Origin of the sequence: Veillonella sp. oral taxon 780 str. F0422, assembly GCF_000221605.1 — a bacterium.
Classification (GTDB): Bacteria; Bacillota; Negativicutes; order Veillonellales; family Veillonellaceae; genus F0422.
Map to the genome: position 1 here is coordinate 147,149 of NZ_AFUJ01000023.1, position 21,378 is coordinate 168,526.

General features: G+C 37.7%; 23 protein-coding genes, 1 tRNA gene and 1 pseudogene. 20 read left to right on the forward strand and 5 right to left on the reverse strand.

Annotation, left to right across the window (positions count from 1 at the left end):
- The first annotated feature begins 4 nt into the window (after positions 1–4).
- From hydE to HMPREF9200_RS08685, 4 genes are all read left to right on the forward strand, one after another.
- A complete protein-coding gene (hydE, locus tag HMPREF9200_RS03335) occupies positions 5–1,117 on the forward strand; it encodes a [FeFe] hydrogenase H-cluster radical SAM maturase HydE (protein ID WP_038144549.1) in 1,113 nt (370 codons plus the stop codon).
- 18 nt (positions 1,118–1,135) lie between these two features.
- The gene (locus tag HMPREF9200_RS03340) at positions 1,136–1,702 is read left to right on the forward strand and encodes a carbonic anhydrase (RefSeq protein ID WP_009353427.1); all 567 of its coding nucleotides are present in this window, start codon (positions 1,136–1,138) and stop codon (positions 1,700–1,702) included.
- 50 nt (positions 1,703–1,752) lie between these two features.
- Positions 1,753–1,843 (forward strand) — tRNA-Ser (locus HMPREF9200_RS03345).
- Positions 1,844–2,139: 296 nt separating this feature from the next.
- Positions 2,140–2,292 carry a hypothetical protein gene (locus HMPREF9200_RS08685; protein ID WP_009353308.1) on the forward strand — a complete coding sequence of 51 codons (153 nt, stop codon included), beginning with the start codon at positions 2,140–2,142 and terminating at the stop codon, positions 2,290–2,292.
- Between the two features lie 178 nt (positions 2,293–2,470).
- On the opposite strand, the gene HMPREF9200_RS09195 is transcribed toward HMPREF9200_RS08685, so the two are convergent.
- Together HMPREF9200_RS09195 and HMPREF9200_RS09200 are read right to left on the reverse strand one after the other, a co-directional pair.
- On the reverse strand, positions 2,471–2,833 hold the full coding sequence (locus tag HMPREF9200_RS09195) for a YigZ family protein (RefSeq protein ID WP_009353290.1): 363 nt from the start codon (positions 2,831–2,833) through the stop codon (positions 2,471–2,473).
- Positions 2,810–3,129: pseudogene (locus tag HMPREF9200_RS09200) on the reverse strand (YigZ family protein); the annotation flags it as partial. The pseudogene HMPREF9200_RS09200 and the gene HMPREF9200_RS09195, both read right to left, overlap by 24 nt.
- Before the next feature lie 322 nt (positions 3,130–3,451).
- Here HMPREF9200_RS09200 and HMPREF9200_RS03355 point away from each other — a divergent pair.
- A complete protein-coding gene (locus tag HMPREF9200_RS03355) occupies positions 3,452–5,605 on the forward strand; it encodes a cation-translocating P-type ATPase (protein ID WP_009353412.1) in 2,154 nt (717 codons plus the stop codon).
- Between the two features lie 326 nt (positions 5,606–5,931).
- Here HMPREF9200_RS03355 and HMPREF9200_RS03360 read toward each other — a convergent pair whose 3' ends face one another.
- The gene (locus HMPREF9200_RS03360) at positions 5,932–6,120 is read right to left on the reverse strand and encodes a hypothetical protein (RefSeq protein ID WP_009353434.1); all 189 of its coding nucleotides are present in this window, start codon (positions 6,118–6,120) and stop codon (positions 5,932–5,934) included.
- 563 nt (positions 6,121–6,683) lie between these two features.
- Between HMPREF9200_RS03360 and HMPREF9200_RS03365 the strand changes: the two genes are divergently transcribed.
- The 10 genes from HMPREF9200_RS03365 (at position 6,684) to HMPREF9200_RS03410 (ending at position 14,317) form a co-directional block, all read left to right on the forward strand.
- Positions 6,684–6,866 (forward strand): MerR family transcriptional regulator, encoded by a 183-nt coding sequence (locus tag HMPREF9200_RS03365; protein WP_009353278.1) that lies wholly within the window; start codon positions 6,684–6,686, stop codon positions 6,864–6,866.
- Complete coding sequence (locus tag HMPREF9200_RS03370) at positions 6,827–7,504, forward strand: hypothetical protein (RefSeq protein ID WP_141558186.1); 678 nt, start codon at positions 6,827–6,829, stop codon at positions 7,502–7,504. Before HMPREF9200_RS03365 ends, HMPREF9200_RS03370 begins: the two co-directional genes overlap by 40 nt.
- A 221-nt stretch (positions 7,505–7,725) precedes the next feature.
- Positions 7,726–8,049, forward strand: a complete 324-nt coding sequence (gene ylxM, locus HMPREF9200_RS03375; protein ID WP_009353321.1) for a YlxM family DNA-binding protein — start codon at positions 7,726–7,728, stop codon at positions 8,047–8,049.
- Between the two features lies 1 nt (position 8,050).
- A complete protein-coding gene (gene ffh, locus HMPREF9200_RS03380) occupies positions 8,051–9,400 on the forward strand; it encodes a signal recognition particle protein (protein WP_009353265.1) in 1,350 nt (449 codons plus the stop codon).
- A 27-nt stretch (positions 9,401–9,427) separates the two neighbouring features.
- On the forward strand, positions 9,428–9,691 hold the full coding sequence (gene rpsP, locus HMPREF9200_RS03385) for a 30S ribosomal protein S16 (RefSeq protein ID WP_009353289.1): 264 nt from the start codon (positions 9,428–9,430) through the stop codon (positions 9,689–9,691).
- A gap of 21 nt (positions 9,692–9,712) precedes the next feature.
- A complete protein-coding gene (locus tag HMPREF9200_RS03390) occupies positions 9,713–9,940 on the forward strand; it encodes a KH domain-containing protein (RefSeq protein ID WP_009353402.1) in 228 nt (75 codons plus the stop codon).
- 12 nt (positions 9,941–9,952) lie between these two features.
- On the forward strand, positions 9,953–10,360 hold the full coding sequence (locus tag HMPREF9200_RS03395) for a YlqD family protein (protein WP_009353329.1): 408 nt from the start codon (positions 9,953–9,955) through the stop codon (positions 10,358–10,360).
- Complete coding sequence (gene rimM, locus HMPREF9200_RS03400; protein WP_009353349.1) at positions 10,360–10,857, forward strand: ribosome maturation factor RimM; 498 nt, start codon at positions 10,360–10,362, stop codon at positions 10,855–10,857. Before HMPREF9200_RS03395 ends, rimM begins: the two co-directional genes overlap by 1 nt.
- A gap of 365 nt (positions 10,858–11,222) precedes the next feature.
- The gene (locus HMPREF9200_RS03405; RefSeq protein ID WP_009353333.1) at positions 11,223–11,819 is read left to right on the forward strand and encodes a TetR/AcrR family transcriptional regulator; all 597 of its coding nucleotides are present in this window, start codon (positions 11,223–11,225) and stop codon (positions 11,817–11,819) included.
- Positions 11,820–11,842: 23 nt separating this feature from the next.
- Positions 11,843–14,317, forward strand: coding sequence for a PEP/pyruvate-binding domain-containing protein (locus HMPREF9200_RS03410; RefSeq protein WP_009353444.1), 2,475 nt, complete (start codon positions 11,843–11,845; stop codon positions 14,315–14,317).
- Between the two features lie 365 nt (positions 14,318–14,682).
- On the opposite strand, the gene HMPREF9200_RS08045 is transcribed toward HMPREF9200_RS03410, so the two are convergent.
- The gene (locus HMPREF9200_RS08045; RefSeq protein ID WP_009353340.1) at positions 14,683–15,387 is read right to left on the reverse strand and encodes an ISL3 family transposase; all 705 of its coding nucleotides are present in this window, start codon (positions 15,385–15,387) and stop codon (positions 14,683–14,685) included.
- 313 nt (positions 15,388–15,700) lie between these two features.
- The gene (locus tag HMPREF9200_RS08050) at positions 15,701–17,161 is read right to left on the reverse strand and encodes a nucleotidyltransferase family protein (protein ID WP_009353353.1); all 1,461 of its coding nucleotides are present in this window, start codon (positions 17,159–17,161) and stop codon (positions 15,701–15,703) included.
- A 175-nt stretch (positions 17,162–17,336) separates the two neighbouring features.
- On the opposite strand from HMPREF9200_RS08050, the gene HMPREF9200_RS03430 reads away from it, so the two are divergent.
- The 5 genes from HMPREF9200_RS03430 (at position 17,337) to ruvC (ending at position 21,375) form a co-directional block, all read left to right on the forward strand.
- Positions 17,337–17,903, forward strand: coding sequence for a hypothetical protein (locus HMPREF9200_RS03430; RefSeq protein ID WP_009353283.1), 567 nt, complete (start codon positions 17,337–17,339; stop codon positions 17,901–17,903).
- A 3-nt stretch (positions 17,904–17,906) separates the two neighbouring features.
- The gene (locus tag HMPREF9200_RS03435) at positions 17,907–19,121 is read left to right on the forward strand and encodes an acetate/propionate family kinase (RefSeq protein WP_009353440.1); all 1,215 of its coding nucleotides are present in this window, start codon (positions 17,907–17,909) and stop codon (positions 19,119–19,121) included.
- Positions 19,122–19,240: 119 nt separating this feature from the next.
- Positions 19,241–19,867 (forward strand): hypothetical protein, encoded by a 627-nt coding sequence (locus tag HMPREF9200_RS03440; protein WP_009353277.1) that lies wholly within the window; start codon positions 19,241–19,243, stop codon positions 19,865–19,867.
- A 263-nt stretch (positions 19,868–20,130) separates the two neighbouring features.
- Positions 20,131–20,805, forward strand: a complete 675-nt coding sequence (gene radC / locus HMPREF9200_RS03445; RefSeq protein ID WP_009353338.1) for a DNA repair protein RadC — start codon at positions 20,131–20,133, stop codon at positions 20,803–20,805.
- 69 nt (positions 20,806–20,874) lie between these two features.
- The gene (ruvC, locus tag HMPREF9200_RS03450; protein ID WP_009353415.1) at positions 20,875–21,375 is read left to right on the forward strand and encodes a crossover junction endodeoxyribonuclease RuvC; all 501 of its coding nucleotides are present in this window, start codon (positions 20,875–20,877) and stop codon (positions 21,373–21,375) included.
- Positions 21,376–21,378 lie beyond the last annotated feature (3 nt).

Sequence of the window (21,378 nt, forward strand, 5' to 3'; positions counted from 1 at the left end):
AATTATGACAGTAGATAGTATTTTACAAAAAGACCTTGTCGGAGACGAGTGGTTAACGGAGGAGGAGTTACGATTTCTCATGACCATTACGGATGAGGGAGAATTACAAAAAATATATAAAAAAGCCTATGAAGTAAAAGCTGCTTATGTAGATAAGGTAGCCTATTACCGTGGACTCATTGAGTTTTCCAATCGTTGTATCAAAAACTGTTTATATTGTGGTATCCGTCATGAAAACAGCAAGACAGAACGATTTGATATGTCTCGTGATGATGTATTAAAAATGGCACAATGGGCTTACGATCATGATTATGGCTCTTTAACATTACAGTCAGGAGAACGCACGGATGATGCCTTTGTAGATTATGTGGTGGATTTAATTCGAGATATTAAACAGTTAAGCAACAATGAGCTAGGCATCACCATGTGTGTAGGGGAGCAATCGGAAGAAGCATACCGACGTATGCGTGAAGCAGGTGCGGATCGCTACCTTCTTCGCATTGAAACAACGAACAAAGACTTATTTGAGATGATCCATCCAAAGGATGCCTTACACTCCTTTGAGACACGTGTGAATTGCTTGAAGTCTTTGCGCAAGGTAGGATTTCAAGTCGGTACCGGTGTTATGATTGGTTTACCTGGACAAACACTAGATGATCTTGTCAACGACATTTTATTCTATCGTGATATGGATATCGATATGATTGGTATGGGACCGTATGTGGTACACCATGATACTCCTCTAGGGCAACGTGCTTTGGAATTAGGCGTAGACTCACAAGAGGGTAAACTAGAGCGGGTGCAGTTAGGATTAAAAATGATTGCCTTAACACGCCTATTCTTAAAAGATGTTAATATTGCAGCTACCACAGCATTGCAAGCTTTAGACAAACTAGGTCGTGAAAAAGGATTGGCGGCTGGAGCGAATATCTTAATGCCTATCATTACAGTACCAGAGCATCGTGCGAAGTATTTATTATATGATAATAAGCCATGTGTGGATGATAATGCAGACCAATGTAAAGAGTGTTTAACTCGTCGAGTGATGTCTATTGGTGATCGTGTAGGTTGGAAACAGCAAGGTAATTCACAACATTATAAAAAACGAATTCGATAATTTTATGTGAGGTGACTGATGAATTTATTAAATGAAATATTACGACATAATCGAGAATTTCTAGACAGTACGACCAAAGAACATGGGGATGAGCCACCAACAGTAAGTAAGGTGCCAACTCGTGAAATTGCGATTTTGACGTGTATGGATACGAGATTAGTAAACTTTATGGAGCAGGCTCTCGGCATTGAACGGGGTCATGCAAAGGTGATTAAATCGGCGGGTAACTCCATTTCAGGTATGTTTGATAGCGTGGTACGTAGTTTGTTAGTTTGCATCTATGAGCTAGGAGTATCTGAAATTTTTGTGATCGGTCATTATGAGTGTGGTATGGCGAAAACTACTTCTGAAAGTTTGACTACAGCCATGTTGTCGCGTGGTGTAGCACCTGAGGCGATTCAAATGGTGCGTCACGAATTAGAGCATTGGGCCGATGGATTTTCTCACCCAGTAGATAATGTACAAGAAACGGTGAGCATGCTTCGAATGAATCCGTTGATACCCAAAGATGTGGCAGTTCATGGATTAATGATGCATCCAAATTCTGGAGAAGTAGAAGTTGTAGAAGTTGGCTATGAACTTTAAAAAAGAATTGACAAATTGAATCTTTCTATGGTATTCTTAGTAAGTATCATGGAGGATTACTCAAGAGGCTGAAGAGGACGGTTTGCTAAATCGTTAGGTCGGGTTACCGGCGCTAGGGTTCGAATCCCTAATCCTCCGCCACAGGACAAGAGCACATATGTTATACATGTGTGCTTTTTGTTTTTATTTTATCAAAAATCGTCAAATAAACGTCAAAAAGTTATATCTAATATGCTTGTTAGTTATCATTAAATTTGATTTAATAAAAATACTATAAAAAGTGTTATAAAAAATAGTTTATGAGATAATAACTATCTGTCATTTCACAAATGTTTTGGACTCTTGTATACTACAGACATGCAATAAGAGTACACTTAACTGGAAGAGTAGAGTGTTATGACAAGGAAGGAAGTAACTAATATGAGTTTAGTAACAGCATGGATAGAAAATTTAAAAAACATCGTTTAGAAGCATGTGAAGCAAGTCAATGTAAAGATAATAGCATTAAAGGCTGGCCACATCCTTGGACTTCTGAATTACAAGATGAAGAAGTTGTAGAAGTGTTTGTAGCAGAATGCTGCAGCCATTAATTTAGCGTACTTTCCCTTTATATAGAGGACTCCAACAAGAAGCACAAAAAACCACGGTGAAGGAAGACACCGTGGTTTTTTGTTGCTTATGTTAGAAACTGAGTATCCTTTAGTTAAAAGGTTTAAGTCAGAAGCCTTATTTGATGATTAGCAATCGTGTATATGTGAGATGTAACCCTTACTCTTCAGATATATTTGCGGTATAGGGCAATTCTACCATACGAACTTCTTGTAATTGCCAAGTTAAGTTACCACCAGTTAGATTCGTCAAATCAGCTTCTAAGGAGGTCACAGCTTCTGGTTCTACATAGATTTCAATAGATACTAGATCTGTAAACGATGCTGTATAGTGAAGCCCTTGAGTTTGTAGTTGGCGCTCTATGGCTCCAAAGTTAGAATAATCTACGGAGATAGTCACAATTTGGCGAGGTGCAATAAGTAGTTTAGGACCTTCTTGGACAGCCTTAGCTGCACTATGAGAGTACGCACGAATGAGTCCTCCTGCACCTAACTTAATACCTCCGAAATAACGAGTAACCACGACAGCTACATTTGTAATGCCTGTTTTTTTAATACTTCTAGCATCGGCTTTCCTGCCGTCCCTGAGGGCTCTCCATTGTCAGAGGAACGCTGTTGTTCTTGGCGAGGGCCGATAGCATAGGCGGTGCAGTTGTGAGTAGCATCCCAAAATTCTTTGGATATACGTTGGATAAATGTTTGTGCTTCTCCTTCAGTAGTAACAGGAGCGATAGTAGAAATGAAACGTGACTTTTCGATAATATATTCAGTTCTAAACTCATTGGCTATAGTGATATAAGATTGGGGGATATCTGACATAGAAACTCCTGTATATGAATAATAAATATTAGTTTACAATCCTTGTGTATCTATAGTATAACATAAGTTAGTGGAACACTGTTGATATACGAAATATAGAGTGTTAGATCTGTATAATCGGACAGCGTAATACGGACAGGATACAATAGTTTGTGTAAACACGGTGGGTTAGACAATCGATAGCTATTAAATCGGTGTAAGCCATATACTGCGAGATTTGTATAGTCCATGTACTATGAAATAGGTTGGATATATGTTAATATATTTATATTGAGAAATTTAAATATCTTTCATATAGAACCATATATCATTAGGAGGAATCATGCGTAAAGAAGAATTTTCTATTATCGGCATGCACTGCGCAGCTTGTGTAGGGCGTGTAGAAAAAGTGGTCAGTAAGTTAGAAGGTGTGGCTGATGTAAAAGTCAACTTGCTCACCAATAAAGGAACGGTAGCGTATACAGATGATAGCACGATTGGTGCTACAGAAGTCATCGCTGCCATTGAAAAAATTGGATTTGAAGCACATATTGCTACTGATGCGGATATGAAGGTAGAAAAACCATCTCATAAAGGGCAATATATCCGCTTAGGCGTGGCAGCTCTCATGGCTGTTCCGATGATGGTGTCCATGATGGGGCACTATTTATGGCATTGGCCTATGTTATCGCATGAGGTTGAATTGGTGTTAGCTACGATTGCTCAATTTGGGGCGGGCTGGATTTTTTACACTAGCGCTTTTGCAGCCATTCGTAGTGGTACACTTACCATGGATGTGCTAGTCGCATTGGGAACTTCCGTAGCCTATGGGTTTAGCATTTACCAAATGGCAGTGGGGAATCACGATGTATATTTTGAAACTTCGGCATGGTTAATTACTTTTATATTATTGGGCAAACTATTAGAAGATATTGCTAAGGGTCGTACGTCTGAGGCCATTCAAAAATTAGTGGCATTACAACCTAGCGTGGCCCATGTGGAACGCAATGGGGAGTGGATGGACATTCCTACGAAGGAGATTGTCCTAGGTGACAAGATCCAAGTGCGGGCCGGCGAAAAAGTGCCAGTAGATGGAATTATTTTAGAAGGTCATTCCACAGTGGATGAGGCTATGTTGACAGGTGAAAGCGTACCTGTAGAAAAAGGTCAGTCTAGTCAAGTCATAGGCGCTACAGTTAACATGTCGGGTACATTTATTATGAAAGCCACTGCTATTGGGGAGGAAACTATGTTATCCCAAATCATCAAAGTAGTGGAACAAGCGCAAGCATCTAAAGCGAGCATTCAGCGTATCGCGGATGTGGTAGCATCCTATTTTGTGCCGGTAGTCATCGGTATTGCCATTCTTACCATGATTATTTGGTATTTTGTATTAGGATCTACGGTAGGAGAAGCTTTATTATATGGCACAGCTGTGCTTGTAATTGCCTGCCCGTGCGCCTTGGGCTTGGCGACACCTACATCTATCATGGTAGGTTCAGGCCTTGGGGCAGAACATGGTGTGCTTATTAAAAGCGCAGAATTTTTAGAAAAAGCAGGTCATATCAATGCGATTATCATGGATAAAACTGGGACTTTAACGGAAGGAAAGCTATCTGTTACGAAAGTGATATATACAGCGGGTGATGAAATGTATAACTTAGCTTTCACAGTGAATCTTGAAAAAGGTTCTACCCACCCTATTGCACAAGCCATTGCTAAATACGGTGCTAGCAAAGGCGTGCCACAAATGATCGTGAAAGACTTCCAAGATATTCCAGGAAAAGGATTGGAAGGACGTATAGCGGATAAATTGATTCGGGTTGGTCATACTCGCTGGATGCAAGAACTAGGTGTTGATATCACGCCATGGCAAGCGGAGATCCACAGTCTGGAAGAACAAGGCAATTCTGTATCCGTCTTGTTAGTAGACGGCACAGTACACGGTATTTGGGCTGTAGCAGATACATTGCGGCCAGAAACTCCTGAGGTTGTAAAGGCTTTACAAGAGCAAGGCATCGATGTGTGGATGGTCACAGGAGACAATGCGCGCACAGCGAACTATATAGCTGCCCAAGCAGGAATTACTCACGTAGTAGCGGAAGTACTGCCACAAGATAAAGCAAATACCATCGCCACATTACAAAGTCAAGGAAAATCCGTTGGCATGGTGGGAGATGGTATCAATGATGCGCCAGCTTTAGCGCTAGCAGATATTGGATTTGGTATCGGTCATGGTACGGACGTAGCCATTGAGGCGGCGGATATCGTATTAGTGCGAAATGATTTGCGCACCTTAGTACAAGCCGTGACGATTAGTCGTAAAACGATGACAAATATTAAACAAAATTTATTCTGGGCATTGATCTTTAACTGCATTGGTATTCCATTGGCAGCCATAGGGTATTTGAGCCCTATCATTGCCGGAACCGCCATGGCATTTAGCTCTGTTACTGTGGTAAGTAATGCATTGCGGTTAAAACGTGCAAAAGTGTAATCATCAGCCTATATGATGATCCGGAGAAGTTCATAACTTTATTGTAATATCTATGTAATAGGACTTACATGAACATTCACCGTATGTCATACAATAGAAAAGGACTATAACAAATACGAAGTAGGTACGATTTGCTATAGTCCTTTTTGTGGATATTATACAAAATGCTGGAATTATGTATATAAGCGTGGTCGGTAATAGTTTTAACACAAAAATAGAACCCCAACTCAAGGGAAGAAGAGTTGGGGTTTTGTTTCGGACATCGTCCTATCTATTTCACTCAAAGGTTGGGGTATATTCTAATAGTATGGGCGTACGTATTTGAATCAACCTTTTTTGTGCTTACATTTACCAGCTGTGTTGCCGCTCATAATGCGGTTGAACATAGCATGGATTTCCTCGGAAGATTGACCTTCTTCACGAGCTGCTTCAATATGACGCATTGCCATATCGTAGCGTGCTAATTTTTCTGGATCGTTCGCGTAAAATTCGCGACCTTTGTGTCCACATGCCATAGGGATAGCCTCCTTTTACAATATAGTTTATACTTATTAACTTGCTCATTGAGAACTCCTGTACATCTAGTACCTGTCCTCTGTTATTATAATAAAGTATATGGTTGTGGTGGAGTCAACAAATAAAAAGAATTATTTTTAAAATTTTTCATATCTTTTATTAACCATTGATAGTATAAGGTTTATAGAACTTGAAAGGTTTTGGACTAGACTTTTTTATGAGAATTAATTTAATAATAGATAAAAATATATGAAAGAAACTCAATATATTAAAAAGCCCATAGTTATGCTATAGTATAGGTGTAGTTAAAACTATATGCCTGTAGTTTAGTTTTGCTAAAACACTTATATATTACAGGAAATGAAATAAAAGAAGTGTTAAAAAAATTACAGATAATACAGAGATTGCAAATATTGTAAATGTATTATAAGCAATATGAGTATAAAAGGCATTACAGGGGTTAGATGTATTAAATGTGTTAAACGTGTTAAACGTGTTAAATGTAGTAACCTATTAGAAAATCTAAATACCTGTTAGAAATACAGTAGAAAGGATAGTATCTATGCGAAATATTTATATGACGATTGGAGATGTGTCGAAAATTTATGGCATATCAAAACAAACGATCTTATACTATGAAAAATTAGGACTATTTCTGCCAGCAAAAATTGAAGATAATGGATACCGTTATTACACATTAGAAGAGTGCTATCGATTAGAGATTATTTTGACCCTAAAAAACTAAATCTATCCTTGAAAGATATTCAAGATTATGTGGAACATCGAGGTCCGCATATGTTGAAAACCTTATTAGAAGATGCACGCTATGGCTTTGATCGGGAGATTAATGATTTATATACAAATAAAATGAATTTAGAGAGAACCTTATTTAACTTAGAACGATATTTAAAAATACCTAAAAATCGATTGTTCTTTGGTATGAAAGAAGAATCTTTCTATGCACTAACTCCTTATGATGCAACAGAAAAAGGAAAGAAAAAGTTGTTTACTTTATTAGAACATCAAGCTAGGCTTATAGAGGAAGTGCCTTTTAAAGCTATTCAAATTGGTATGGCTATCGATGGAGAAGACTATGAACAGGGAGATATCATCAAGTACAGCCATTATTGTACAGATGTAGGATTTGATTATGAAGGAGACATGGAGATTGTTACTCGTCCTAGAGGGATGTATCTAGAAATGTTTTATACGGGTCTTTATGAAGAACAGGCTCAGTGGATGTACGATAAAGTAAGTAGTTATTTATCTTATGAGGGATTACAAATTGCAGGTTCCGTATATATAGAACCAGTACGGAATTATTGGACAGAGACAAAACGTGAAGACTATTTATCTAAAATTACAGTACCTGTTGAGGAATAGGTGAAACATGTATGCTGGAAAATTGGAAACAGAATATAAAAAATGAGTTACCATAAGACGCGATGCAATACAAAATATAAGATGTTGTGGTATAGATTATTTTGTGTGTAAAGGCAATTCACTTTACAACTATTGACAAGTTAGGTAAATATTGGTAATATAGGGTGTAAATATTTTTTGCTTGACAGATTATACTTTCAAAACGCTTAGAAGGAGGGACCATGGAAGAACGAATGACAATTAGTTTGTTGTTAGATTTTTATGGATCTTTGCTGACGGAGCGACAACGAGAGTGTTATGCCTTACATCATGAAGATGATATGTCACTAGGTGAAATTGCAGAAGAAATGCATATCTCTAGGCAAGCTGTTCATGATAATATTGAACGAGCAAAAGCTAGTATGGAGGGGTATGAACAAAAGTTGCACCTCATTGAACAATATTTACTACGGCGAAAGATTGTGAAACAGATTAGAGAAGAGCTAGTATCTGCTACCATTACATCTGAATCGATTCAATCATTATTAACACAATTGGAGGGCTAGTATGGCTTTTGAAAATTTAACACATAAATTACAAGAAGCCTTTGCATCCTTAAAAGGAAAAGGTAAAATTTCTGAAGAAGATGTTAACCTAGCGTTACGACAAGTTCGGTTTGCTTTGTTAGAAGCTGACGTAAACTTTGGAGTAGCGAAAGATTTCATTGCCCGTATCAAGGATAAAGCCTTGGGTGAGGAAGTGTTTGGTTCCTTGAACCCAGCGCAAACGGTCATTAAAATTGTGAATGACGAATTAACCGAGTTATTAGGTGGCACTGAAAGTCGTATTATGATTTCTCCGAAACCTCCCACAATCATTATGTTGGTAGGTTTACAAGGGGCAGGTAAAACGACTACGGCTGGTAAGTTGTCTGTACATCTTCGTAAACAAGGTAAGAATCCAATGCTAGTAGCAGCCGATGTGTATCGTCCAGCAGCGATTAAGCAATTGCAAGTAGTGGGCGCTCAAATCGATGTTCCTGTATTTGCAAATGAAACGCCAGGTGCGAATCCTGTGGAGATTGCTAAAGCGGGTATTGAAGAGGCAAAACGCTTATTCAAAGACATTGTTATCATCGATACAGCAGGTCGCTTAGCCATTGATGAAACCTTGATGGATGAACTAGCTAATATCAAGGGTGAAGTAAAACCGCATGAAATCTTGCTAGTGGTGGATGCCATGATTGGGCAAGATGCAGTAGGCACAGCCGAAGCATTTAATAATTACCTAGGCCTTGATGGTGTCATTCTAACGAAAATGGATGGCGATGCCCGTGGTGGTGCAGCACTTTCCATTAAAGCTGTCACAGGTACGCCAATTAAGTTTACCGGTACTAGCGAAAAAATGGATGGTTTAGAAGTATTCCATCCAGATCGTATGGCATCTCGTATTCTTGATTTAGGCGATTTCAAAACATTGATTGAAAATGTGCAAAGTTCTATCGATGAAGAAGAAGCGAAAAAAATGGCTGAGAAAATGGCCAAAAATAGCTTTACTTTAGATGATTTCTTAGCGCAAATGAACCAAATACGCAAATTGGGACCTTTGCAAAATATCTTAGGCATGTTACCAGGTATGGGGAAATTGAAGGACCAATTAGCAGGTTTTGATTTAGATAATAAAGAAGTGCGTCAAATTGAAGCTATCATCAAATCTATGACGATGGCAGAACGTACGAATCCTAATATATTGAATGGATCTCGGCGCAAACGTATTGCGGCAGGATCTGGCACTACAGTGCAGCGAGTAAATCAACTGATTAAACAGTTCGAGGATGCTCGTAAGTTTATGAAGCAGATGCAGTCTATGAGCAAAGGTAAGAAGGGGATGTTCCCTAAATTACCGTTCATGGGATAATATTCTATTTAAGGAGGTGAAAGAAGAATGTTAAAAATCCGTTTAACTCGTTTAGGTGCTAAAAAAGCTCCTTTCTATCGTATCGTTGTTGCTGACTCCCGCGCTCCACGCGAAGGTCGTCCAGTTGATACAGTAGGTCAATACGATGCTACTAAAAACCCAGCAATCGTTAATATTGACGAAGAGAAAGCATTAGAATGGTTGGGTAAAGGTGCACAACCTACTGATACTGTTCGCTCCTTGTTCAAAAAACATGGTGTTATGCAAAAATTTGCTGACGCTAAAAAATAATTAATAGAGAGGCGTACTGTGATGCAAGAATTAATTACATTAATTGTTCAATCATTAGTTAAGCAACCTGAAGCCGTTTCTGTTACTATGGAAGTTCGCGATCAAGTGGAAGTCTATGAAATCCGTGTCGCTCCTGATGATATGGGTAAAGTAATTGGAAAGCAAGGTAAGATTGCGAAAGCGATTCGCGCTGTGGCTAAAGCAGCGGCTATTAAAGAGAACAAGAAGATATCCGTTGATATTGTCTAAAAGGGTGGTAACATGGAAGAAATGACATTACGCGTACCCGTGGCAATTAAGTCTAAGGTTACGGACACTTTAAAAAACAAAATTATTGCTGATTTACAACAACAAATGGATATGGTAGATCAAGATTTACAACAAATCGAATTCCAAGCTAAACGTTTGTTAAGTGAACAAGCAAAAATTGATGCACAAGGTTTAATCCAATTGCGTCAACAAATCGAGGAAGAAAAGCAACAACGCGTAGCTTTCAAAGCTCAAGTAGCAGAGCGTTTGAAAGAAGCAGAAAAGCTTGAAATTGGTTCTGAAATTGCCCAAGGTCAAATGGAGCAAACTATTACTGTGAAAATCGGTGATAATTTAGATGCTCTTATGGGATCTGAAATTTTGCTAGAAGATGGCAAAGTTGTGGCATTCCGTCAATAATGGATACACAAGAACTGATTACCATCGGTGTGATCGTCGCTCCGCACGGTGTGCGGGGCGATGTTCGTATATTACCGAGAACAGATTTTCCTGAGCGGTTTATGAAAATGGATGAATGCTACATCAATGGTCAACTATACCATATTACATCTGCAAAATTTCATAAACAGTTTATCTTGGCTACTTTTAAAGAGTTACCTGATCGCACAGCTGTGGAGCGTTTAGGTAAGCAAGAAATCAAAGTGCCAAGAAAAGATTTGGTGGAATTGCCAGAAGATAGATATTATATCTTTGAAATCGAAGGCCTTGTCGTAGAAGATACAGAAGGTAATGATTTAGGCATTGTAAAAGAAGTACTACAACCTGGTGCAAACGATGTGTATGTAGTCGCTAAAGAGGGGGAGCCAGATTTATTATTACCAGCTTTGAAAACAGTGGTATTAACCATTGATATTGAAGGTGGTAAGATGATCGTAGATCCTCCAGAATGGTTGTAATAAAAAAGTCCCTTGTACTGAGTGCAATGATGCATTTAGTACAGGGGACTTTTTGTATATCTATACCAATTTTGGGGACAGCAGTTAATCTATTCGGTTTCTTTCAGATAAGAACTGTATAAAAATATGAATATAATGGAATGGTAAGAAACATAAGTGAGATACATGAGATATACCTAATTTTAGATATAACAAAGTAGCCCCACTTATGTGTAAAATGCAGAGTTTTTTAACTAAATAATATATCCAAGGTCAATGAATATAAAATAAAATATTCATTGGCTTTTGAATTTGTGGGTGTTATAATATCAATGAATAAAAAATAAAAAATTCACAGATTGGTTTGAGAAGTTTAGAGGTTAAAAATGGCAAAGGCATTTACAGAAGAAGAAAAGATAAAAATCAAAGAAAGTATTATGGAAACTGCTCTTGATTTATTTCATGATAAAGGTACAAAATCACTTAGTATTTCGGAATTGACAAAAAGAGTAGGGATAGCACAAGGAAGTTTCTATAATTTTTGGAAAGACAAAGAATCTCTTATCATCGATTTAATGGCATATAGGTCAATACAAAAATTGGGAAACATTGAAAGAGAATTTTCGAATTCACTCACGAATCCTAAAAAGTTCCTTTCAGAGGTAATTTATAAGTATTCGATAGATATGACTGAGAAAATTAAAACCCAGCCAATTTATCAAGAGGCATTTAGAATATTTGCAAATCAAGATTCAAAGAAAGTGAATAGAGTAGAAAATCTATATGGTGATTTTTTGGATAGGTTAATAGATTATTGGTACAAAAATAATGTAGTAAAAAGCGTAGATAAGCAAGGCTTATCAAATGCCTTTGTTGGCAGCTTCGTTATATGTTCAAATTATTTCCATTTCAATAAAGATACCTTTGAAGAAGTGCTTAATATTTATATACAAAGCATTGTTTTTAAATATATAGAAATTTAATTGCATAAATGAAGGTGATAGTAATGATTCTGAATTTTAATGAGATAAAAAAGGAAGATGTATTAGTTGCTGGAGGTAAGGGTGCTAATCTTGGAGAAATGACTTCTGCTAAAATAAATGTTCCAAGTGGATTTGTTATAACAGCAGACGCATATAGAGATTTTTTAAAAGTAAATGGGATTGATATTCTCATTGAAAATGGAATAAAAAAATCAGTAGATGATGAAAGAAAACTTCTAAATGAATCTGAGCGTTTTAGAAGAAAAATAAAGTCTGGAAAATTTCCTAAAAGGTTAGAGAATGCAATAAGAGAAAAATATTTTAATCTTGGAAATAATATAAGAGTTGCAGTGCGTTCTTCAGCAACGGCAGAAGATTTGCCAGATGCCAGTTTTGCAGGGCAACAAGAAACTTATTTAAATGTTCAAGGTATTGAAAGTGTATTGAATGCAGTGCGTAATTGTTATGCTTCGCTTTGGGGAAATAGAGCTGTAAGTTATAGATTTCATCAAGATTATGATCAAACTTCAGTTTCTATTGCAGTTGTTATTCAAGAAATGATAGAGAGTGAAAAATCAGGAATTTTATTTACCGTAAATCCAGTAAACAAAAAAGAAAATGAAATGCAAATAAATGCAAGCTTTGGATTAGGAGAAAGCGTTGTAAGCGGAAGAGTTACAGCTGATAGCTACATTATTGATAAATTAGGGAAAATAGCCCAAGTAAATATTGGAAGTAAGGAAACACAGATTATATATGGGGATAAGGAAACTGTTGAGGTAGCAGTAAGCTCTGATAAAAGAAAAACTCGTGTATTAAATGATAGAGAACTACTTGAACTTATGAAGTGTGGTTTAAAGATTGAAAAACATTATCGTATGCCTATGGATATTGAATGGGCAATCAAAAATGATATTGTATATATTTTACAGGCGAGAGCGATTACCACATTAAAAAATTCTGAAAATGATATAATTGGCAATGATTTAATAGAGAAGTATATAAAGGGCAAAAAAATCAAAAAGGATACACGAGAAGTAATGTCATTCTTTTTAGAAAAAATGCCTTTTGCACATAGAGTTCTTGAATTCGATTATTTGATGGCAATCAATGATCAGAAAGTAAATATTTTATCAGAAGGTGGGATTATTTTACCAAGAAATCCAATTATAGATGATGATGGTATACAAACTTTTTCTGATGAAGGAAAGCGAATTGGAAAGAATATTTTCAAATTTTTTAATATCTTAAAGAACATGAAAGATTTTGAGTTCTGTTATAAGAAGTGCAAAGATTTTATGAATGTATATGAAACTAAAATAGAAGAAATCAAACACTTAAATTTTGAAAATATGACATTAACTGATTGTGGAAATTTTTTAGAAGAAAGTTATGCTCTTTTGCAAAAGCTTGCTTATGATAGATTTAAGTATGCCTTATTTCCATCAGTATTAAATAGCAAGAAATTTACCAAAATAATAAAAAAAGTAAATAGCAATTATTCATCGTTTGATTTTTATTGGGACTTAGATAATAAAACATCGGTGATTACAAATGATGTCTATACAATGGCTTGTGAGATAAGAAAAAATGAAGCTTTAAGAAGAGCAATAATTTCCGGAGATAATTTTAAGGAATTATATAAAAAGTATAATGATTTTAAGAATATAACAGATGAGTTTATGAAAGATAATGGCTTTAAATCTGATTATAACTGTTATTGTTTATCTGCAAAAACATTTCTCGAAGATCCTGATAGGCTGACAAATATATTACAACCTATATTAAATGAAAATAGTAATGAAAGTAAAGATATAAAGGATTTTTCTAAGCTTATGGAGAATATAGAGGGAATCTATGGCAAAAAGTATCAGTATATAGAAAAACAGATAAAATATTTTAGATATTTTCATGTGGTTCGTGAAGAAAGTCAATATTTGTGGGAAACACTATTTTATTATGTCAGAAAGTGTGTTAAAAGAATTAACTTTATACTCTTGGGTGATGAAAACATAGAAATAGGAGTGGCTAATTTATTTCATGAAGAATTACTTAAAGCAATTAACAGAGGTAATTTAAATGAATCAGATAAGGAAAAAATAAATAGGAGAAACGAAAAATTTCCTTTAGCAGTGAAAGTATGGGAAGCTTCAAAGTTATTGATTTTTAAAACAAATGGTGATGTCTTAAAAGGAGTAAGCGGAAGCACTGGTATTGCAGTTGGAAAGGTGTGCCTAATAAATAGTCCCAAAGAATTTTATAAAATGAAAAAAGGAGATATATTAGTTTGTCATCTTACAGATCCTGAGTGGACTCCATTATTTAAGCTGGCAAGTGCTGTTGTGGCAGATACAGGTTCTGCTTTAAGCCATGCTGCAATTGTTGCAAGAGAATATAATATACCGGCAGTTCTTGGAGTTGGCTTTGCAACTACAAAATTCAAAGATGGCGATATCATACAAGTAGATGGTAATACCGGCGAGGTCAAAGGTTGCTGATATGAAATCAAAAAGATTAAAAAGAATTGAGAAGGCAAAAGATTTTAAGTGAACCACTTTTACCTTTGATAGTAAAAATGTTTGTTCCAACAATTGCTGGTATACTAATTATGATTATTTATAATTTTACAGACACATTTTTGCTGGAATTTTAAGGTTCTTTTTCAAGTTTTGGGTACAGCAATTAATTTATTCAGGTTCTTTCAGATAAGAACTGTATAAAAATGTGAATATAATGGAATGGTAAGAAACATAAGTGAGATACATGAGATATACCTAATTTTAGATATAACACAGGTAGCCCCACTTATGTTTCTTTTTTATGGGGAAAATTTACACAATATAATGAAGTGGTTATTAACAAGCTATGAAGCGACAGATGCAGGTGTATCAGGATTACTGTAGATATTAGGTAAAATCATGAGTAATCTAGCTCTAAATCGACCGAAATGACGGACACCATAGCTATTCCGTTTTAGTACCTTGGTCTTGTTGTTACAGCCCTCTGTAAATCCATTAGAGTATGGCAATAGGAAGGCGTTAAATGCTTCGTCATACCAACTACTAAACGATCGTAGAAGGTTATTAAATTCGCTAAGATTTGCAACTCTTACAAGAGACAGGAAGTTAGATAATGTACTCTCAATAGCTGTTCGTACTAAGTGGAATCGATCGGCAATAATAGTAACATTGGAAAATAGCTTTCTCATCTTGGATCGGAAAAACTCCGACATGTCCATGACTAGATAACGCACCTTGGAACGTTCTTGAAAGCTAAATTTGGTAAAATGACTAAATAAAGCTATCTCACTTCTTTCAGGTAAGATATCTAGTACTCGTCTACCTTTTGGATTTGTGACGATGATATGGAATTTATGTCCGCCAGCATTTCCTCTAAACTCATCAATGGCAAGAGTTGTTGGTAAATGAGGTGGGATTCCGAAGTTAACTGTCTTAGTTGACGTGCGAATGACAGTGGTAACCGATACATTGACCTCATTGGCAATATCCGTATAACGATGAGTTCCTTGTAACTTGTGCATCATCGTAGCGATGACAGCTTTACTCATCTGTAAATACCTTCTGATGAAGGAGTTCTTTTCGTTGAAAGTTTATCACAAGAGTTGCATCGGAATCTGCGTTGATTGTGCTTGCCAATCTTCTGACACTTACTAAATGATGGACTTACCTCTGTACCTAAATTAATTATTGTAAAGTAAACTGAATGATATACCTATTTTTATGCATAAAAAATATACCTTGGGGGGATGGCGGGTGCTGTCCCCCAAGGTATATATTATAGAACCCAATTTTCCTATGAACGTTATGTAAATAAGGACGGTTAATTTGATTTACATTCAATGATTAAGGAGATAGTTTGGATCATTCCTCTCCTTGTTGGACATAGATAGTACTAGTGGTGTAATCGTAATGGCTGTCGCGATAGCGTGGGTTGTCTACGGCAAGTCTCCACAGTCGACTTGCTAGTTGATCTTGTTCACATAGTACCTTGGTAATCCCCGTTGCTTGCTGACAGAAAGGAGCCCATTTTTGCACGACTGGTATGGATGCTCGTTTCTCTTTCAGATAGTGGCGACCTCGGTCGTTGAAAGCGAGCAGTCGTCCATAGGTAGGTCCTTGTTGGTGGCACTTTTGGAATATCTCTTTGGTGCGACGGAATAGGCTGTAGGTAGCGATACGATCGAGACGAGCATAGGTATAACGTTTTGATTTTAAACTTTCACGGGCTTGTTCCCAAGAAGAGAGGGCATTAGCCGTGAGCCATGCGTCTTCTAAGCCATCGCTCATATCATGTAGGAGTTGCAATTCTTCTTTGGTCATGATACGGCTAGTAAGGTGAATCATGTCATAATAGCGATCTAAGGTAGCGTAATAGTTGGACTCTACGACGTCCATCGCAAGAGGGGCAACCATAGGGGGTAAGTAGTGATGCCACTGGGGACTAGTTTTGCTTAACGAGGTAGTCCCATTGATTGCCAATTCACCTAAGGAGATAGCCCTATCGATTTCTGATGGCGTACAAGGTGAACAAGTAGTACTTGTTGCCTGTTGCGTGTTATGGGATTCCAACGGATTAGAAGCAGTTTGTTTCGAAGCATATATAGCACTTCGTAAGGCCGTACCAGATGGTAACGAATCATCTAAGGTTGGATTGTGATGGGAACTAGTTCGTTTCACGGGAATGATGTCTAGCTCGATGTGATAGCGATGTAAGGCGCGTATGTATTCAATGGCTAAGATAGTATTAGGGTCAGTGTCCAATGGAGGTATGTTTGCTACGGTCTTGCTCTTTGAGGAGGGCTGTTTTGTTAGTGAAAGCGTGCTATGGGATGTGTTTTCGTCTAGGAAATCATCGGTATGATATGAGGGGCTTGCGGAATGAAATGGCTGCACTGCTTTACGAAGAGCTGTGCCATAAGAGTACCCTTGCCCTAAAAGAGTACCCAACGATTCTTGCGTGCTAGGATGATCGAGAGCTTTGGCGATGGATACAAGTTCCTCTACTTGTGTATGGCTGGCACCAAATGAGATAGCGTCACACCCTAAGGCATGTAATAATCTGACACCACCGGATGCAAAATATTCTGCAGAACTAACGGCGAACATAGACGGCAACTCAAACACAATATCAGCACCACCCATAACAGCCCATTGGGCGCGGTGAAATTTAGAAAATATGGCAGGTGTCCCTCGTTGCACAAAGTCGCCACTCATCACAACGAGCAAGGTTGTTTCTGGATACTTTTGTCGTAACCCTTCTAGTTGGTGTGCATGCCCTTTATGAAAGGGATTATATTCTGCAATAATTCCGATGGTATTCATGGTTTAGTACCTCCTCTTATGTATAGTATAACAGACTATCTATTTGATTGATATGCGCAATAGTTATATGCGATAGAAGTGCTATGCATGGAAGAAGTCGTAAAAAAGGGTAGAAAAAAACGTGAATTTAATGTTATAATTGGGTGTAGAAAATGTGTCTATTAGAGGTAATTATATGAAACAATATATCATAGCCCTTGGTTTAGGGATGGTGTTGTTCTTGGGTGGCTGTGGTAGTCAACAAGCCATCGATACCTATAGTTTTGGTCAGAAAGTCATCAATGTAGGTCAATCTGAAGTGATTGTGGATTCTCCTTTTGACTTCGGTCAGTTGGATAGAATTACAGCTAATGAAAAGGGACAACCTTTGACCATCTATGCAGGACTAGATAAAAATTATGGTGTCTATGTGAGTGCTACACAGGCTTCTACAGGAGCACCATTGCCAACACTAGAAGAGGGCGCAAAATTAGGACAACAAGCTTTGGTGAAAGAATTAGGCCAAACGGGTGCTAATATACCATGGGACCAAGAGCAAGTGCAGGTGGACGGCGTACAGGCTGTGAAATCTACGATGCTAGCAGGTGCTAATGGACAAAAAATTAGGTTTACTCAGTATACTTTCATTAATAAAGGTGTACTGTGGAATATACGCTATTCATACAGTGATAGTTCCCCACAAGGAGAAGAAATCAATCAACGTGTGAATGGGCACATTCAAGTTACTAAGAAAGAGGGATAAGACATGAACGTTTTAGTTGTAAACTGCGGTAGCTCCTCCTTGAAGTATCAATTAATTGATATGGAGCATGAAGTTGTATTGGCGAAAGGTCAATTTGAAAAAATCGGTTCCGATGATGCTATTTTCACTCATCGCCGTCCAGATGCTGAAAAATTAGAACGCATCGAACCAGTAGCTGACCACAAAGTGGCGTTACAAGTCTTATTGGATATTTTAGTTGATCCAGAACATGGCGTGATTGGTTCCATGGATGAAATCGACGCTGTAGGTCATCGTGTAGTACATGGTGCTGAAAAATTTGCTGATTCCGTATTAATTACACCAGCAGTGATGGAAGCTTTGGAAGAATGCGCAAAAATCGCTCCACTTCACAATCCTCCAAATATCCAAGGTATCGAAGCATGCCAAAAAATTATGCCAAATGTACCACAAGTTGGTGTATTTGATACAGCATTCCATCAAACAATGCCAGCTGAGGCATTCTTATATGGTCTTCCATACGAAGCATACACTGATTTAGGTGTTCGCCGTTATGGTTTCCATGGTACTTCCCACAAATATGTGGCACAACGTGTAGCTGAATTGATGGGTAAACACATGTCCGATCTTCGTATCGTATCCTGTCACTTAGGTAATGGTTCTTCTGTTACTGCAATCAAAGGTGGTCGTTCCATCGATACTTCCATGGGTTTCACTCCATTGTCCGGTTTAATCATGGGTACTCGTTGTGGTGATATTGACCCAGCTATCGTACCTTACTTGATGGAAAAATGGGATATGACATACCATGAAATCGATGCTATCATGAATAAAAAATCTGGTGTATTTGGTATTTCTGGCGTTTCCAATGACTTCCGCGTTATCGAAGAAGCTGCTGAAGAAGGCAATAAACGTGCGCAATTAGCATTGGATATGTTCCATTACAAAGTACGTGCTACAATCGGTGCTTACGTGGCTGTTATGGGTGGCGTTGATGCTATCGTATTCACAGCTGGTATCGGTGAAAATGGTATTGGCAACCGTGACGCAATCTGCAATGGTTTAGAATACTTAGGTACTCGTATTGACCCTGAACGCAACAATGTTCGTGGTAAAGAAGCGGAAATCAGTGCAGAAGGTTCCAAAGTTAAAATCTTTGCAATCCCTACAAATGAAGAAATCATGATCGCTCGTGATACAAAACGTATTACAGCTCCATTAGTGATGAAAAACTGGTAATCTTTGATTACTTGTGAAAGAGTCCCCTCTATGAGGGGCTCTTTTTTTGTTGACAAATGCTTTCATCGGTTGTTATTCTAACAGTAGGATGATGATACTGTTGATGAAAGGATGAGATCATGTCTATACAATATCAAGAACAATCGAAACGATCCAAAGCTGGCATTGCATTAGTTACTGTATTTATTGTGATAGCATTGGGTGCGTTGGCATATAGTGTATGGCGCTATGTGGAGTTAGGTAGTATAGCCTTAGCGGAAATATTAATAGAAGGAATGATTCTATTTGTCCTTGTATCGCAGGCAGTGGGGACCTATACATTTAGGTTGACCGAATCGGATCTCATCATTGATGAGGTAGGCTTATTAGGAAAGAAACGAATGATCATTCCTTATACAATGATCAACGGGGTCTACCAATTTAAACAATCGATGATGCCCCCATTGAAATTTCGCTATAAATATCGTAAATTATCGTCCACTGATGATCGCCCTGTATGGGCCTTAGCTTACTCAGTGGTAGAAGGGAAAAAGTTAAAACATGGCCGTGTGTTATTAAAAGCAGAACAAGAGTTGTTTGATGTTTTAGCGCAGCATGTACCGAATTTGATACAGGTGAAAGAAGACCAAGTTGTCTTTCATGCGTATCTAAGAGAAGATGCTTTCAAACATGGAGAAGATTTTGCGATCTATGCAGCCAATGTATATGGGCAAGGTCAAGCGGGTGCAGAGGATGTGAAAGAATAAGCTTTTCTTAGTATAGGTTAGAAAGGGAGTTTACCCTAAGCAGATTGTTATCATTAGACCTCGACTGAGGTGGAATCTGTGGGAGAAGTTGGATAAAGTTTGAACAAAATAAAAGGATTTTCCTAATCTATAGCGAATTTATAGTATAAAGAAAGATATATAAGTGCCCACGATGGGTACATAGTGATGCGTCACACTCTTTGGAGTGTGGCGTGTTGTCGTTTATAGGGCTAAAGGATGTACTTTCAAATGTTGGAGGAATTATGTTGGATTTACAATCATATCAAATGCCACGAGAAAAATTCATTGCCTTAGGAGCTGAAGCGTTAGAATTGGAAGAATTATTAGCCATTTTATTGCGTACAGGATGCAAAGGTTCCACCGTCTTAGAAGTGGCTCATGAAGTGGTGAAACGCATGGAAGGATTGGTAGGAGGCTTGAACAATGTTACGATAGATGCTTTGCGAGAAATTGATGGCATTGGGCAAGACAAGGCGGTGACTATTTGTGCGGCTATCGAACTGGGCAGACGTCTAGGACAGATGAAAGTGAAACGAGATTGGGAAGATTTTAGCACTCCGGAGGCGGCAGCTAATTACATGATGGAACGTCTTCGTCATAAAACAGAAGAACACTTTTATGTCTTATTATTGACGGTAAAAAATAAATTGATTAAGCCTGTTCTGATTTCTAAAGGAGGGTTAACTAGTAGTACGGCGGAGCAACGAGCAGTATTCCGTCAAGCTATCGATGCCAATGCGGCGGCTATTATTTTGATGCATAATCACCCATCAGGAGATCCTACCGAGAGTAGTGATGATGTACGGGTGACTAAAATATTTGCTAGAGCTGGAGAAGTGATGGGTATCCCTGTGTTGGATCATATCATTATTGGTGATGGCATCTATGTAAGCTTATTAGAAAAAGGGATACTATAGGTGCAGATGTTCTATAAATTTGCTATAATTAAATGATTGGAACAATGAAAAGAAATCAGAGGTTATAGCGTGCGAATTATTGGAATAGATCCAGGCTATGCGATTTGTGGATATGGTATCATCGATGTCATAGGAAGCTCTTTAAAACCTGTTACCTATGGAGTGATAACCACAGAGGCAAAAACGCCAGAAGCAAGCCGGTTAGAAATTATATTTAATGAACTAAGCGATATTTTAGAAGAATTTCGCCCTCAAAAGTTTGGTATAGAAAAATTGTACTTTGCCCGCAATGTAACGACGGGTATCGGCGTAGCACAAGCAAGAGGTGTTACCTTATTGGCGGCGAGTCAACAAGACTTACCAATTTACGAATATACACCATTGCAGGTGAAACAATCTGTGGTGGGCTATGGAAAAGCTACAAAAGAGCAGGTCACGTATATGACAATGAACTTATTGGGGATTCGTGAAAAAATTAAGCCTGATGATGCGGCTGATGCCTTAGCGATTGCTATATGTACAGCCCATAGTTCCCATACAGATACATTGAAGCAAATTTTACAATTGTGAGGA